Annotated in this window: 16 protein-coding genes; 10 read left to right on the top strand and 6 right to left on the bottom strand. The window is 47.3% G+C overall.

Translation table 11 applies throughout. The annotated features are described in order from the left end of the window. Positions 1-912: sulfopyruvate decarboxylase subunit beta (gene comE / locus LDL35_RS07895; RefSeq protein ID WP_304021342.1), on the top strand; the 912-nt coding region annotated here is incomplete at its 5' end. A gap of 4 nt (positions 913-916) precedes the next feature. On the opposite strand, the gene LDL35_RS07900 is transcribed toward comE, so the two are convergent. Together LDL35_RS07900 and LDL35_RS07905 are read right to left on the bottom strand one after the other, a co-directional pair. Beyond that, positions 917-3,193: a methyl-accepting chemotaxis protein gene (locus LDL35_RS07900; RefSeq protein ID WP_304021345.1), complete on the bottom strand. Its 2,277-nt coding sequence runs from the start codon at positions 3,191-3,193 to the stop codon at positions 917-919. Positions 3,194-3,268: 75 nt separating this feature from the next. Beyond that, positions 3,269-3,889 carry a superoxide dismutase gene (locus LDL35_RS07905; protein WP_304021348.1) on the bottom strand — a complete coding sequence of 207 codons (621 nt, stop codon included), beginning with the start codon at positions 3,887-3,889 and terminating at the stop codon, positions 3,269-3,271. Positions 3,890-3,966: 77 nt separating this feature from the next. Here LDL35_RS07905 and LDL35_RS07910 point away from each other — a divergent pair, with 77 nt between their 5' ends. From LDL35_RS07910 to LDL35_RS07920, 3 genes are read left to right on the top strand one after another with little or no spacing between them, the layout of a single operon-like run. Next, positions 3,967-4,815 carry a deaminase gene (locus tag LDL35_RS07910; protein ID WP_304021350.1) on the top strand — a complete coding sequence of 283 codons (849 nt, stop codon included), beginning with the start codon at positions 3,967-3,969 and terminating at the stop codon, positions 4,813-4,815. A 59-nt stretch (positions 4,816-4,874) separates the two neighbouring features. Beyond that, positions 4,875-5,081 carry a hypothetical protein gene (locus tag LDL35_RS07915; protein ID WP_304021352.1) on the top strand — a complete coding sequence of 69 codons (207 nt, stop codon included), beginning with the start codon at positions 4,875-4,877 and terminating at the stop codon, positions 5,079-5,081. Positions 5,082-5,083: 2 nt separating this feature from the next. After that, a complete protein-coding gene (locus LDL35_RS07920) occupies positions 5,084-6,187 on the top strand; it encodes an FIST signal transduction protein (RefSeq protein ID WP_304021354.1) in 1,104 nt (367 codons plus the stop codon). Positions 6,188-6,190: 3 nt separating this feature from the next. Here the strand turns inward: LDL35_RS07920 and LDL35_RS07925 are convergent, their stop codons facing one another. Then, complete coding sequence (locus tag LDL35_RS07925) at positions 6,191-6,607, bottom strand: hypothetical protein (RefSeq protein WP_304021357.1); 417 nt, start codon at positions 6,605-6,607, stop codon at positions 6,191-6,193. 186 nt (positions 6,608-6,793) lie between these two features. Between LDL35_RS07925 and LDL35_RS07930 the strand changes: the two genes are divergently transcribed. Further along, entirely contained in the window at positions 6,794-7,384 is a 591-nt protein-coding gene (locus tag LDL35_RS07930; RefSeq protein WP_304021359.1) for an acetate uptake transporter, read from the top strand. Between the two features lie 43 nt (positions 7,385-7,427). Here the strand turns inward: LDL35_RS07930 and cofH are convergent, their stop codons facing one another. After that, positions 7,428-8,528, bottom strand: a complete 1,101-nt coding sequence (gene cofH / locus LDL35_RS07935; RefSeq protein ID WP_304021362.1) for a 5-amino-6-(D-ribitylamino)uracil--L-tyrosine 4-hydroxyphenyl transferase CofH — start codon at positions 8,526-8,528, stop codon at positions 7,428-7,430. Positions 8,529-8,706: 178 nt separating this feature from the next. On the opposite strand from cofH, the gene eif1A reads away from it, so the two are divergent. The 5 genes from eif1A (at position 8,707) to LDL35_RS07960 (ending at position 13,564) form a co-directional block, all read left to right on the top strand. Then, complete coding sequence (gene eif1A, locus LDL35_RS07940) at positions 8,707-9,036, top strand: translation initiation factor eIF-1A (protein ID WP_304021377.1); 330 nt, start codon at positions 8,707-8,709, stop codon at positions 9,034-9,036. 242 nt (positions 9,037-9,278) lie between these two features. Next, complete coding sequence (locus LDL35_RS07945; RefSeq protein ID WP_304021364.1) at positions 9,279-10,715, top strand: PAS domain S-box protein; 1,437 nt, start codon at positions 9,279-9,281, stop codon at positions 10,713-10,715. A gap of 66 nt (positions 10,716-10,781) precedes the next feature. Further along, positions 10,782-11,912 carry a response regulator gene (locus LDL35_RS07950; RefSeq protein WP_304021366.1) on the top strand — a complete coding sequence of 377 codons (1,131 nt, stop codon included), beginning with the start codon at positions 10,782-10,784 and terminating at the stop codon, positions 11,910-11,912. Between the two features lie 58 nt (positions 11,913-11,970). Next, entirely contained in the window at positions 11,971-12,495 is a 525-nt protein-coding gene (locus LDL35_RS07955) for a V4R domain-containing protein (protein WP_304021368.1), read from the top strand. Between the two features lie 10 nt (positions 12,496-12,505). After that, entirely contained in the window at positions 12,506-13,564 is a 1,059-nt protein-coding gene (locus LDL35_RS07960; RefSeq protein WP_304021371.1) for a HAMP domain-containing sensor histidine kinase, read from the top strand. Position 13,565: 1 nt separating this feature from the next. Here LDL35_RS07960 and msrB read toward each other — a convergent pair whose 3' ends face one another. Continuing rightward, positions 13,566-13,979 (bottom strand): peptide-methionine (R)-S-oxide reductase MsrB, encoded by a 414-nt coding sequence (msrB, locus tag LDL35_RS07965; protein ID WP_369694898.1) that lies wholly within the window; start codon positions 13,977-13,979, stop codon positions 13,566-13,568. A 297-nt stretch (positions 13,980-14,276) separates the two neighbouring features. Then, a complete protein-coding gene (locus tag LDL35_RS07970; protein WP_304021375.1) occupies positions 14,277-15,674 on the bottom strand; it encodes a hypothetical protein in 1,398 nt (465 codons plus the stop codon). Between the last annotated feature and the right edge of the window lie 171 nt (positions 15,675-15,845).

Raw genomic sequence — 15,845 nt, forward strand, 5'->3', positions numbered from 1 at the left:
CTTGGGAATTCTCTCAATGCCCTGATGACTCTTCCTTATCTGTACGGGCTTCCCCTGCCAATCCTTGCCAGCTGGAGGGGATATTATCAGGAGAAAATATCTGCCCAGATCCCGTTTAATGAGAAGATCCCGGATCTTCTGAAATTGTACAACATTCCCTGCACGATCATCCGGGAACCTGAAGATATTGACCGCATCACCCCGGTCATCAGTGATGCCTGGATCGAAAGCAGACCTCATGTTGCGCTCATCTCCCCAAAGGTCTGGGAAGGAGAGGAGGAACATCCCCCAATGTATCAGGCACCGGTACGGGAACGAACCGTTCATCTCTCCTATCAGGGAACATTTTCAAACCCGGTCATGCAGCGGGCTGATGCAATAAAGGTGCTTGCGTCTATGATGACCGATGAACTGGTCGTTTCAAATATCGGTGTTCCTTCAAAGGAACTCTACCATGCGAGAGATCATCCTGCCAATTTTTACATGCTCGGCTCATATACCCAGGCAAGTCCCCTTGGATTTGGGATAGCTCTTGGCACTGACCGGACCGTGGTTGTCCTTGACGGGGACGGAAGCCTTCTTGGAACAGCGGCCCTTCCGGTCATTGCCAGCGAATCCCCGAAAAACCTGATAATCATCGGTCTTGACAACGGGGTGTATGGCAGCACCGGGAACCAGTGCTCTCCTGCACATAGCACGGTCGATCTTGAACTCCTGGCAAAGGCAAGCGGATTTCACAGGACCTGGAAAGTGCATACTCCAGATGAACTGAAACAGGCATATGCACAGGCTCAGGGAGGATTGTCATTTATTCATGTGATCATCAGACCAGGAAACAGTAAAGCCTCGAATATCCCGCTCTCCCCTACAGAGATAAGAAACCGGTTCTGCTCTGAAGCAGGCCGAAAATAAAATTTTAAACTGAGAATTTTTCAGTTTCAGTATTCAGGTTTTCTGCAACCTTATGGACCTGTGCTATCTGTTCTGATATCTGGTCTATTGCTGCTGCTGCTTCTTCGCTTGCTGCTGCGGATGCGACAGCGTCTTTGGCAGTTCCTGAAACGAGCGTATTTACCTCATGAATGGATGCCGTGATCTCCTGAACTGCTGCTGCCTGCTGTTCTGCTGCCTTTGCAACATTATCCATCTGGAGACTGACGGTATTTACCGATTCGATGATCTGGTTGAATACCTCAAGTGTCTCGGTCAGGGCCCTTCCTCCCTCCCTGACGACCATGACACTCTTATCCATGGTATCTGATGCAGCCTGTGTCTTTTTTGTCAGGCCTTCGATCATCTCTGAAATATTCTCCGCCGACTGCCTGGACTCAAGTGCCAGGGATTTCACTTCGCTTGCCACAACGGCAAATCCCCGTCCAGCCTCGCCTGCCCGTGCTGCTTCAATTGCTGCGTTTAATGCGAGGAGATTTGTCTGGGATGCGATATCTGAAATGACAAGTGAAATCTTACTTATCTTCCCCATCTCCTCCATGATCTCATGGACAAGGCCGGTCACAACATCTGTAGAACTCGTGATCTCCTTCATTCCCTGTTCTGCCTGATGAGCAAGGGCCGATCCCTTCTTGGACAGGGTATTCGTATCGGAGGATATCTGGTTTACCTCCCCGGTCCGGGAAGAAACATCAGATACATTGACCGCCAGATCCTCCATCGCCCTCAGAATCTGGGAAAGCCCGTCACCACCCTGTTCTGCTTTCATACTCACATTCTGTGCGATCTCTGCAAGAAGTGATGAACCGGATGAGATATCCTTGATACTGGCTGATGCCTGGGCAGTTGCCTGATTGAGAACGTCTATCTGGCTGGTAATGATTGAAATTGCATCTGAAACATGGTGGCCGACGTCATCAAGGGCCTGCTGAAATGCCTTCCACTCCCCTGAGTACCTGATACTGGTATTCATCCGTCTGGTAAAGTCATACCCGGCATAACCTTTTGAGACCTCCATCGCCTCATGAACCGGGATTACGACTGAGTCAAGGGTTTTATTGATGCCTTCGATGATGGTTCTGAAATCACCTTTATGCTTTGACGGATCTGCCCGGACCATCAGTTTTCCTTCAGATCCTGACGTCACCAGCATATCAACATCAGCGATAACACTCCTGATATTATCCCGCATTCTTACAAGGGGACCATGTATCTGGTCTTTATCTGAAGCCTGCATAATCTCTGCGGTCATATCCCCGTCCGATATCCTGGTCACATAGATGATCAGACCATTCAGCCAATCATGCACTGCATTGATGCCATCCCGTATCTTGGCATGGTCACCGACGCATTCAATCTCCACCCGCTCACTGAGATCTCCTTTTCGTATCTTCTGAAGAATTCGGTTACCGGCACGGATGGGGGTGAGAATAGCATCAAGCATCTCATTTATCCCTCTGATGGTGGCTGCATACTCACCGGAAAAGAGATCCGGATTTCCCCGGTTTGCAAGATCTCCACGCTTTGCGGCATCGACCATCCGGGATATCTCTTCGTGGACTTTCCTGGTGATATCTGCAACCCCGTTGACCGCATTCCGTATCTTTTCATGCTCGCCGGAGTACACCTGCTCAATTCCCCCTGACATATCACCCCTGGCAATCTTTTGAAGAACCTTATTCATATCCCTGAACGGATGGAGGATACCGTCCAGCATGGCATTAATACCGGTGATGAGTTTATACATATCACCCTGATATCCCTCTGAAGAAAGCCGTGCCCTGAGGTTTCCTTTCTTCATCTCCTCTGCAAGTCCGAGAATATCTTTAATTGCGTGATGTTCAGCGGTATTATCAACAATGGTGAGGATGAGGGAAGAAGAACCGGATGCTTCAGACTGGCGGACGGTTACCTTTGCGGATATTTCTGACTTATCAAACCGGGTAAAAACCCATTCAAACCGTGTGTTCTTCCCTTTCTGAACCGATTGCAGTAGGTTTTGAATAACGACGGCAGATGATGATCCGTCAGGCTGGGAGGTTGGAGAGAGATCTGAGAGATACTTACCGGTGAGTTCTTCAGATTGGCGCGCTTTAAACAGGCGAACTGCCGCTGCATTTCCAAAAATGATCCGGTTCTCTGCCATTACCAGGAGAGCAGTCGGGATATCGTTCAGAATCAGCTGACAATCCTGATTCTGATACCCGGACAGAGAGGTATTCAGATGTGATGAATCCGCCATATTAATCAGTTCTTCCCCCATTTCAGAAATAGTATGGTTAAATTGACGGATAACAAGAAAAAGGTAATGAAATGATCAGCTTTTCAGGGCTGCTTCAAGCCTCTGGTTTACCATGTCCCATCTGACGATATTCCAGAAGTTCTCAATAAACTTTGCCCGGTCATTCATATAATCAAGGTAATATGCATGCTCCCAGACATCAAGGACCATCAGAATTCGAAAACCGGGATATACATGAACATTATGCTTCTCCACCTGCATGAGAAGCAGCCGCTGTGTTCCAAGGCATACTGAAAGCACAGCCCATCCTGATCCCTCTACCGAAGAAGCTATCTGGGTGAATTCCTTTTTGAACCGGTCAAGGGATCCAAAATCCCGGTTTATCCAGTCTGCCAGGGTTCCGGACGGAACACCGCCTCCTCCCTTTCCAGCCGGAGCCAGGTTTTCCCAGAACAGGGTGTGAAGCCGGTGTCCGCCGATATGAAATGAGAGTTCTTTAAGCAGGGCTTTTTGATCCAGATCTGCACCTTCACTTCGTGCTTTCTCCAGCTTTTCAAAGATAGCATTTGCACCGGTGACATAGGCCTGGTGATGCTTCTGGTGATGCAGGGTCAGTTGTTTCTCCGTGATAAATGGTGCGAGGGCGCCATACTCAAAGGAAAGAGCTGGTAATGTATACTTTTTTGAATCGTCCATGACCTTCCTCCTGTTTGTGGAATGGTCTGCACCAGTACTTAAGTTCATCGGATCGTATCTCGCACGGCAGGGCATACATGCTTTCTCCGCACATATCATGTATGGATATCTATGATGTCAGAATTCCCCATATGAGGGTTGCAGATAACTGCCTCCTTGCAGAGCTCTTTCATCCGCTCAGAATTGGAAAGGACATCCAGTGCCGGTACAGTATAGCCCATGCACAGGTTCCGGTTGGTGTCACAACCCTTCCCCACCGGCTTATCAGATCTTCAGAAGTATACTACATCCTTTCCGGGACCGGAATAATGCATATCGGGGATGAGCAGATGGAGATAGGTGAGGGGCAACTGGCGTACATTCCCCCTGGAAAGACCCAGTGGATTGAGAACACCGGCATGCGGGACCTCATCTTTCTCGCGATCTGTGATCCGCTCTGGAGAGAAGAGGATGAAGTAGTTGGTGAGACTCTCCCCACAGCCCCGGTTTTGGATGATCCCTTTATGGAGGCAGCAATTCAGGAAGCAGAGAAAGGGAGAGAAGAAGGAGGTATTCCCATCGGTTCGGTCCTGGTGCGGGATGGTGTCATCATCGGAAGAGGTCATAACCGGCGGGTGCAGAACAATGATCCGATGGTTCATGCAGAGATCGACTGTCTGCAGAATGCCGGGCGGATCGGTTCATACCAGGATTGTACCCTCTATTCAACTCTGATGCCCTGTTTCCTCTGTGCCGGGGCTGTTGTACAGTTTCACATCCCCCGGGTCATTGTGGGCGAATCACGGACCTTCTCCGGTGCACGGGAGTTTATGGAAGCCCATGGGGTGACGGTCATTGATTATGACCTGAATCGGTGCCGGCTGATGATGGAGTCCTTTATTCGTGAAAACCCTGAACTCTGGAATGAGGATATCGGGGTGGTTTGACCCGCTGGGAAGTTTAATTCGATGCTTTCATATTACCTATCTGGTAACGTACTATTACCATGGCCGGGAAGATCAAAAAGCTCATAGACTCCCTGATAGAGCAGAGATCTCAGGGGAATGCGTCAATCGCCACCACTACGCGGACCAAACTTCTATTAAAGGGCATTGATGTGAAAAAGTATACAGAACAGTCAGATGATGATCCAGCCGTCATCAACACCATCATCCAGGTTGCAAATGAAATGGGACTCAATTTAAAGGTATAACTATGTCAGTACAAGTCGCACACTCACAACATCCGGATCCTTATGCCGCTGCCGATGAACTCCGAACAACTCTGGGAGAGTTAAAGCCGGTTCTGGTTCTGTTCTTTGCTTCCTCCTCCTATGGCCCGGACGGGATAAGCGCAGCAATGAAGAATGCCTTCCCCGACTCCACCGTCATTGGCTGCTCAACAGCAGGTGAGATCATCTCCGGTTCTATGCTGAATAATTCTGTCGTTGCCATGGCAATGGATACAGACACGATACAGAATGTACATGCTGATACGATCTCGCTGAAATCACCGGACTTTGCCGATGATACCCTCTCCCGTCTTGCTGAAGCAGCTGGTTCTACCCCGATATCCCTTGACCCTACACGGTACGTAGGACTTATCCTCTTTGACGGCCTTTCAGGGGCAGAGGAGTCAATCATGGAACGGATAGGGGACCTTACCAATATCCAGGTAATTGGAGGTTCTGCCGGGGATGATCTCGCCTTCTCCGCCACCTATGTCTACCTGAATGGGAAGGCATATACAAATACTGCCGTGTTTGCACTCATTGAGCCGAAAAAGAAGTTTGATATCATAAAAACCCAGTCTTTCTGCTCACTCGGGAAGAAACTGACTCCGACAAAGGTGGATGCTGCATCACGGAAGGTGATTGAGTTTAATGGAAAGCCAGCTGCTGTCGCATATGCTGAAGCAATCGGTGTGCCTTACTCTGATGCAGCGTCGCATTTCATGAAGAACCCGGTTGGCCTGATGGCCGACGATGAACCCTTTGTCCGCAGTCCCCAGCGGGTAGAAGGAGATGCCATATACTTTTACTGCCAGGTCAGGGAAGGGGTGGATCTGGATCTCCTCTCTTCAACTGACATCATCGCTGATACACAGAAGATGCTTGAAGAGAAGAACAAGGAAACTCCCATAGAGGCTCTTATTAATTTTAACTGTATCCTTCGGACATTACAACTAAAGCAGGAAGGAAAAGACGCCGCATATGGGAAAATCTTTTCAAATATCCCGACTATCGGGTTTTCAACCTATGGAGAAGAGTATATCGGTCATATTAACCAGACTGCTACGATGCTCGCATTTCTCAAATAAAAATTATTTTTTTGCCTTTACCACATCAGATACTGATGCAGCATACGGGTACAGTCCTTTGAACCGTACCTGAAGATCCTCCGGGGGAGATGCAGCCGGTCTGAAGAACATATAGGATCCATCACGTTCGGTTCTGGTAACTTTCAGGTACTGGAATTTTCCTGGTGTTGCACCCGCAGCGGTTGATTCAAGTATTATCCATTTATTCCCGAGAGGTTCTCCGGTGCTTGAGATGAGTGTGCCGGTAATGTAAAATGGTTGTCCGATCTGTGGTTTTGCAGGGTCAAGGGCAATTGAGATGATGGTCGGTATCCGTTCTTCCTGCGGGACAGCACTGACCCCGGTTATCATCAAAAGCAGACAGATCCCACATATTATGCCAAGTGCCCATCTCATCTGTGGACGATGATTTGTCTTCATGCACATTGATATATCCCATGAGGTCATCAGGTTGCCTGTTTCCAGGGGATAACGGGGTGGTTCATCCCTCTCTTTAATTATCAGTGGAGTGGTTCAACCAATAACATTTAGATGATCATCTGGTGCATATATCATGAGGTTCTGCACCGGAAAGTAGATGAATCCACTACCGGTCAGAAGGATAGTATGGAACATATTGATGAAAAGAGTAGAAATAACATTTTTCTGGTAGATGATACGGCGAATCCGGCACCGCTTGGTCTGTGTGCATTTGGGATGACAACGATCCTATTAAGTCTTCATAATGCCGGTATTACGGCCATCGGAAGCCCCATTCTTTCTATGGCACTGTTCTATGGAGGTATCGCACAGGTTATTGCCGGAATTCTTGAATGGAAAAAGAATAATACCTTTGGTATGGTCACATTCGGGAGTTTCGGCTTCTTCTGGATATCATTCGCCTTTATCCTTCTGCTCCCCAAGATAGGGCTGACTGGTGCACCTACAAACCCCGAACTGGCAGCATTTCTTGGTGTCTGGGGATTGTTTGCTTTTGGATTATTTGTCTGTTCATTCAGGATGCACCGGGTGCTGCAGGTGACTTTGTTCTTCGTGGTCGTATTAGTGGCCCTTCTGGTCGCCGGTGAGTTGACCGGAATCTCGATGCTGGGCACGCTTGGTGGGGGAGCAGGACTTATTGCCGGTCTTCTTGCCCTCTACATCGGAATGGGGCAGGTTATCAATGAAGTATACGGGAAAAAGATCTTCCCGGTTTAATCATACAACTTTTTTATTTTCCCCACCGGGACGGAAAAAAGATTTAATGTACCGGTGAATAATCAGTTCTCCGCTCTACCAGAGTTCTTCCGAGATCCTCAGAAATATACAGCATATCTGCAGGGTCCAGGTATTCACCAGCCTTTGCACCAGCCGATGATGATATACTCTCTTCATAGAGAGTGCCTCCGATATCGTTCGCACCGGACATAAGGCCAATCTGTACCATTTTAAGCCCGAGCTTTACCCAGGAGACCTGGATGTTCGTAAAATTATCCAGGAAGAGTCGTGAGACGGCGATCATGAGCATGTCCTCTCTTCCGGTAGCTCCCGGACGTGCCATACCCTTCCTGTACAGGGGAGTCCCGGGATGAATGAACGACAGCGGGACAAATTCAGTAAAACCATGAGTCTCATCCTGAATGTCCCGTAAAATGGAAAGATGCCGGACCTGATCTGTGACCGACTCACAATGTCCGTACATGATGGTCGCAGTTGACCTTATCCCTAAGTTATGTGATTCTTTTATAATTCGTACCCAGTCATCAGTGGATATTTTCTCCGGGCAGATAACATCACGGATCTCATCGACAAGAATCTCTGCTGCAGTCCCACATAATGTTCCGACACTGGCATCCCTGAACGCTTCAAGTACTTCCCGTGTAGAGCATCCTGTTTTTCTCGCCGCATATGCAACTTCCATCGGATTTGAGGCATGGATATGGACTCCTGGTGCATTCTCCCTGATTGCCCGGTAGATAGAGAGATATGAGTTCAGGTCATATGCAGGATGCAGTCCGCTCACGGTACATATCTCAGTTACCCCCCGTGATGCTGCAAGTGCTGCTTTCTCTCCAACTTCCTCCGGTGTCAGTTCAAAGGCGTTTGAATCACCAGGTTTACAGGAATATCCACAAAACCCACAGGAATTTACACACACATTCGAGCAGTTGATATTCTGGTTTTTCACCCAGGTGACAGCATTGCCACATCTCTTCTCCCGGAGTGCATCAGCAGCTGCAGTGATCAGAAAAGATGAGCGATCCCGGACTTTAAACAGGCTTTCTGCCTCAGTGACAGTCAGGCGATGGCCCTCACTCACATCATCCAGCAACGTTTTCAGTTCTTGGAGGTTTCCTGTCATGGTTCTTATGATAAAGTATAATGGTGCAAAAGTATGAATGTTTACTCTCGCTGTGGTGCAGGCTCTCAATTATATCGGGAATAGGAAATCATCGATGATATGAGTTTTGCACATACTTTCTTCAGGTAGAAAAACTAAACATCAATTATTACTATCCGGAGTGGGTTTGATTAGTAATATTGACGATGAATGGGAAGAGGAAGTAGTTGCATCTGAAAAGGCCGGTCTGGAAGATGAAATTATCCGTGTTCGCCTGCCTAAAAAATCCAATAATGAGCAGTTTGCAATTGCGGAGCTGATGATGGGGGCAAATCACATCAGGGTCCGGTGCTCTGATGGGGTTACCCGTCTTGGCAGAATTAAAGGGAAGATGAAAAAACGGGCCTGGATACGGGAGGGTGATATTATCATCATCGTGCCCTGGAGTTTCCAGGACGACAAATGCGACATAACCTACCGGTACACTCCTCCTCAGCGGGACTGGCTCCGTCGGAATAATTATCTGTAATTATCCTTATATCTCATCCCTTTCCTAAACCAGAAGATTCAGGCATATTCTTTGCTGTGTGCTGATCCCCTCATGAGTGACGTATCATGGGATGAGAGGAAAAAAAGGCGAATTATCTGCAGATCTATCCTGTAAATTTTGCTATAGATGGGGTATTTTCTCGCCATGCCTCCCCAAAGACGTGGTTAATTCACCTCACCGTGCAGTGCAAAATCTTTTAGTTGTATCCATACATCCATAACATGATGATTTCTGTCCTCTGTGTGGACGATGAGCCAAATATGCTCTACTTATCAAAGGCATTTCTCGAGAAAACCGGAGAATTTGTCGTTGATACGGCATCATCTGCACAAGAGGCACTCACGCGCTTACAACAAACCGAGTATGATATCATCGTCTCTGATTATATCATGCCGGTATTATCCGGGCTGGATTTCCTGCGCACGCTCAGAAAACAAGGAAATCAGACTCCCTTTATCCTGGTATCCTGTCGTGGCCAGGAGATGGAGATTGTAGAGGCGATTAATGACGGATTATCCGGATATCTCACGAAAGAAGGTGATCCAGCCTATAATTTTGCCATGCTCTCACATCGGATCAATCAGGTCGTGTCCCTGAAGAGATCTGAAGAGGGATGGAAAGAGAGTGAAGAGCGGTTCCGGTTTTTATATACTCACATGGCCGAAGGGGTTGCTCTCTTCACGCTCATCAGGGATGAGAACGGGAATCCGGTTGATTTCAGGTTTGAAGATGTAAACCTCCGGTATGAGGAGATATTCAATTATACAGCCGATATGGTCAGGGGGAGATGTATATCAGATATTATCGGGTATGTCCCCTGTCTTCTGGCTTGCAGTTCGGTGGTTGAATCAAAAACCCCAATCTTCTTTGAAAAATTTCTCGCACGGCCTTCTAAATATTTCTCCATATCCGTATCTCCCTGGCTTGAAACCGGTTTTGCTATGATTTTTTCAGATATCACCCGGAGAGTAAAGGCTGAAGAGCAGCTGAGAGAGACGAGTGAATATCTTCAGAAGCTCATCACTCATGCCGGGACACCGATCATCGTCTGGGATAAAGAAGGGAACATCACCCAGGTAAATCAGGCATTTGAGGATCTTACCGGATATACCCAGGATGACCTGATCGGCAAGACCATCCGGTGCATCCTGCCCGAACATGAAGCCGAACGGTTGTTTTCAATCATCCATCTCACCAGCCTTGGCATGCATCTTGAATCGACCGAGATACCGGTCAGGATTAAAACCGGAGATATCAGGACACTGAAGTGGAATTCAGCGAATATTATGGATAATCACGGATCACTCCGGGCAACCATCGCCCTTGGAGTTGATATCACCAGGGAGAAAGAACTTGAAGAGGAGAATGCAACCGCAGTCTTCCAGCTCAAACGAAACCTTGCAGAGCTTGCAATCCTCAACGACGGGATTAGAAACCCGCTTGCGGTAATTCTTGCCTGCGCAGAGTTTCAGGATGAGACATCCTACTCCCGGATTATGCACCAGGTCTGGGAGATAGATAAGATGATCGATCAGCTGGACAGCCGGTGGATAGAATCAGAAAAGATCCTGAAGTTTCTTGAAAAACATTATCGTATCGGGTATACCGGCAAATCCGGAAAATACGAGAGTTCAGATCTGAATCAGGGATCTGGGTGATCTCTTCCTTCTTATGATGAATGCCACAACCTTTAATCATCGTATACGCGAGAACTTCCATCAGATATGATCTCTGTGCTTTTTGTCGATGATGAACCGGTCCTGGTTGATATTGGACGTCTGTTTCTTAAACGGGCAGGAGATTTTTCGGTAACAGGGGTTTTGTCAGGGAAGGAGGCAGTCAGTCTTCTCCAGGAGAACACCTATGATGTAATCATCTCTGACTACCAGATGCCGGGTATGAATGGTATTGAACTCCTCCGTTTTGTGAGAAAACAGTGTGGTGATATCCCTTTCATCCTTTTTACCGGCCGTGGTGATGAGGCGATTGCCCAAGATGCGGTCAACACCGGAGTGGACTTTTATGTCCAGAAAGGGGGCGACCCCAAGCTGCAGTTTGCAGATATTGCCCATAAGATAGAGACAGCAGTCGAGCGGAGACGGGCACTTCAGGCAATAAAAGCATCAGAGCAGCGGTTTCATGACATCATCAATTTTCTCCCCGACGCAACCTTTGCCATCAACACTGAGGGGATCATCATCGCCTGGAACCGGGAGATTGAACGGATCACCGGTACCCGTGCTGAAGACATGATTGGGAGAGGTGCATATGCCCATGCGGTCCCGTTTTACGGGTCAAGACGGCCCATGATCATCGATCTGCTTCTCCGTCCTGATCCCGGGGTTGAAGCGTCCTACCCGTCACTTCACCGGGAGGATCTTATCATCACCGCAGAGGGAGTATTGCATATCTCCGGAAGGAAACATTTCTTCCTGGCCAGGGCGTCATTCCTGTATGATCAGCATGGGAACATAGCAGGAGCGATAGAGAGTCTCCGGGATATTACCCCTCAGAAAGAGTCAGAAGAAAAGCTGGTAAGAATTATCAGGCATCTGCCGGTAGGTCTGCAGTTATTCAGGATAGAGGCTGATGGACGACTGGTCTGTCATGGCGGCAATCCGGCTGCTGAAGAGATGACCGGGATTAGCGGGAGATGTTCCCCTGGAAAAGCGATAGAAGAGGTTTTTCCTGATGAAGAAGGCCGGAAGATATGCACCATTTGCAGAAAGATTGCCATGGAAGGTGGTCGGGACTCCATAGACAATGTCCCTCTTTCAGCTGACGGATGTGTAAAACACTATACTATCAGGATGTTTCAGACAGACCCTGGAGAAGTCGCAGTGCTTTATATCTGAAACCTAGGCATAAGATGAGGAAAGTGATTATAGGTACCAGAAACATACGAGATACAATATGGGCCAGTCAAGAAAATACGAGTTCAAATGGGAACTATTAGGCGATATAGAGAAGGGCAGGCCGAATCTGGGAAATACTACCCGGCTTGAGGTGTACCGGCTCATGCAATATACGCTCCGTGACGTGCTTGAGCAGCGGTATGGTGATGAAGAAGCAGACAAAATCTTCAGGGAGGCCGGAAAGTTATCCGGAAGGGAGTTTTTTCACCACCTGCTTTCCGGATGCACCGGGATGCATGATTTCATCAGGAAATTCCAGGAATCACTCCGGGAGCTGGGTATCGGAATTCTCCGGGTTGAGGAGGCAGATGAGATCAGTGGCAGTTTTATCCTCACCGTTGCGGAGGATCTTGACTGTTCAGGACTACCTGAGCTGAATTATCCGGTATGTACCTTTGACGAAGGCTTTATCCGGGGTATTCTTGAAGAGATGACCGGAAACGAGTACGAGGTCAGAGAGGTTGACTGTTGGTGCACCGGAGATCGGACCTGCCGGTTTGAGGCTAATGTCCGCAGTTCCTGACAGGGTTTTTATGACTGACAATTCAGGCCATGATGCACTGACCCTGATTGAAGAGGTGATTGAGAAAGGGGGAGATATCCCGGAAGATCTCCCCGGTTCTCCGGAGGACCAGGAGAAACTCAAAAGAATTCTTGGAAAGATACATGAGATGCATTCTTTTGTCTCCCGCATGTCTGAAGGGGATCTGGACGCAAAGCTCTCTTTCCGGGGCTATATTGCCGGTCCCTTGAAGGCTCTCCAGTCATCACTCCGCCACCTTACCTGGCAGGCAAAGATGATTGCAGAGGGAGATCTCTCCCAGCGGGTTGATTTTATGGGAGATTTCTCTCTTTCATTCAACCGGATGGTAGCAAATCTTGCCGATAACCGGGATCAGCTGATCAGCAGGAAGGAAGAGCTCGAACGGTCATATGTTGCCCTTTCCCAGGCAAATAACAAGCTCAATATCCTCTCTTCCATTACAAGGCATGATATTCTCAATCATGTGATGGTGATTGTGAATTATTGTTTCCTGCTCAAGGAAGTGATTACAGATCCGAAGCTGAAGAAACAACTGGAGGCGATTGAGTTTAGCGGGAAAGAGATCCAGCACCTGATCGAGTTTACGAGGAGTTACCAGGATCTCGGTGTTCTTGAACCGATGTGGCAGCGTATCCCGGTAATTTTTACAAATCCTACCATATCCGGTCTTGTAAAGGATATCACCGTGCAGCTCCCGGACCAGTGTTATGAAATTTTTGCCGACCAGATGCTGGTCAAGGTGATGTATAACCTTGTTGAGAACTCGATTCGTCATGGTGGCGGCGTGAATGAGATTCGGATCTCCTATGTGGATGAACAGTCCCTTCTCCGGATTATCTACGAGGACAATGGATCCGGGATATCGGCAGATGAGAAAGAGAAGGTCTTCAAACGGGGTTATGGAAAGAATACCGGTCTTGGTCTCTTCCTTATCAGGGAGATCCTCTCTATCACCGATATCACTATCAAAGAGACCGGGACACCCGGTAAAGGGGTCAGATTTGAGATGACTGTGCCGGAGAAGTATTTCAGGAGATGTGGATCCTGAGCTACTCCTGCCGAATTGTGATAATTCCCGGAAAGAAGATCAGCGATGCCGAGTTTATGCAGTACCGCATCCCCGTGGGTGGTGGCCCGTCATCAAAGACATGCCCCAGGTGAGCATCACAAAGACCACAGAGAACCTCCGTTCTCACCATTCCAAAACTCGTGTCCTGTCTGGTCCTGATGTTCATGGCAGACACCGGTCCTGAAAAACTCGGCCACCCGGTCCCTGAATCAAATTTATCAACCGAAGAGAAGAGGTCTGTCCCACAACAGGCACACCGGTAGAGACCGGCTATCTTGGTTGCGTAAAATGCTCCGGTGAACGCCGGTTCTGTCCCTCCTTTCCTCGCAACATCAAAGACCTTTTTATCCAGGATTTGGCTCCATTCCTCGTCGGTTCTGTATACCCGTCTGATCTCCCGAATGGCTCCGGTATCAGCATGATAGATGGGGATGAGGTCAGAAGATGGCATATGATATAATAGGGTGATAAAAGGGATAAATGATATTATTTTTCCCAATCCTGTTCAGGTGCTTATATGGATTATTTTTGATAATCTTGCCTATTTGGTGATTATTGGTCATTGAGAGGGTATTGTCTATTGATTCGAACATATGGGGGTGTAGTAAATATTCGGTCCATGTTTTCATGCCCCCTTTTAAAAAATATGAAGACATTTTCCCCCGAGCAATTTTTCAGGTTGTCAAAATGGTCAGGAATAGTCACATAATATGGCCTTTTTAATCCGATAGATACAATAAGCGGATGCGCTGCACATATGGCAATATGGATTTCTGGAAACACAATTTGGGCTCAAAAAATAGAAAACATCATCAACTGGCGCAGCAAGGGATTGAATTCGGGAAAATTGTGGAGTGCCGGGCTTTGGCAATGTATCTGTACCAAAAATTATTCGTGCCGCCGTTCTGGCTAATTTTTTATCAGGGTTCCATGTCGTGATCTGTTCCGGGTAATTTCCGATATAGAGTCCGGTAAGAACGGTGCTTATTGAGCAATCAGCAGCCCCCATGGCAGCCAAGCGTTGGGCAATTTCTCCCCTCGACACCCCTTCACAGACGTTTCGAAAATCACCACCATATTGTGCATGCACGATTTCAGCAACTTTATGAATCCGCATGTGAGGCCCTTCATATGATGTCAGGCGGGGGATCTGATTCCATTTATCCGGTGTATATGTTGCAATCGTGCTGAAAATGTTCTCATAATTATCATCACCACAGATTGTTTTGAGAATCTGCGTGATATCATCAACTTTTGAATTCGGGACTATCAATGAGGATAAAAGGAAGAGATTTGCATCACTTCGGGAAATACTGCCAAAATGTTTTCCTTTTATGTGGGAATATATGAACGGAGAAAAATGTTGCACTCGTTTTTTGTGATGCCTGTCCCGGGCAAGGTTTTGCCTAAAGATCAGGTCTTCAGATGCAATCAGATAATGGGCATATGCTTCTTCTTTCATCCCGGCCAGGTCAAACAAGATCCCTAATATCCGGTATTGAATGGGCAGAGTGGCATAGGAAACTGCACAGTTAAATAAATGCCTGGCTTTTTCCAAATCATTTATTTTCCCCTCTGCAAAGGCAAGTGCTGCATACAAAGCAGGATCCTGAGGATATTTTTTCATTAAAAAATTCAGATATTTTAAAACTCGGTTCCTATTATTATTGAAATAAAGTGAGTTAACTGCGATTATCAGATCAAAATGCAGGTGTAATTTTGGATCAGATAATGAGGTTGTCTCCATCCAGCAAATTCCCAATGATTCTTTCAGGATATCTTTTGAATACCCGACTTCAGGAAGGAGAATCTCCTCTTCAAGATCACAATAACGGGCATTTTCAAAACAGACTGAAGCTGCAACTGGGAGCCCTTGTCTCTTGAGTATTAATCCTTTATATGCCCAGATATCAGATTCTGAATCTGATGCCTTCAGGAGCTGATTACATCTGGACAATGCCTCATCGTACCGGCCAGCTGAAATGAATTTTGATATCTCCCAATTTTCATTTTGGAGATCTGATTCATCTCCATTATCAGAGTCTCTCTCCTTTCTGCTCTCAATTGCTTTTCGAGGTTGTTTTACCATGGGATATCACGATGTGAATTTAATAAACGAGTCCTATCTTGAAGGTTTCCGGTTTTGGATTCGTGGATTCATGGTACCATATATCCAGAATTATTCCATGCCGATAGAGTATCAAGGTTTTTTTAAAGGGTCTACAGGTGTCGCCGATATATCGGTTCATATGAGTATTAT

The sequence above is a fragment of the Methanospirillum hungatei genome (genome assembly GCF_020216685.1).
GTDB classification, from domain to species: Archaea; Halobacteriota; Methanomicrobia; order Methanomicrobiales; family Methanospirillaceae; genus Methanospirillum; species Methanospirillum hungatei_B.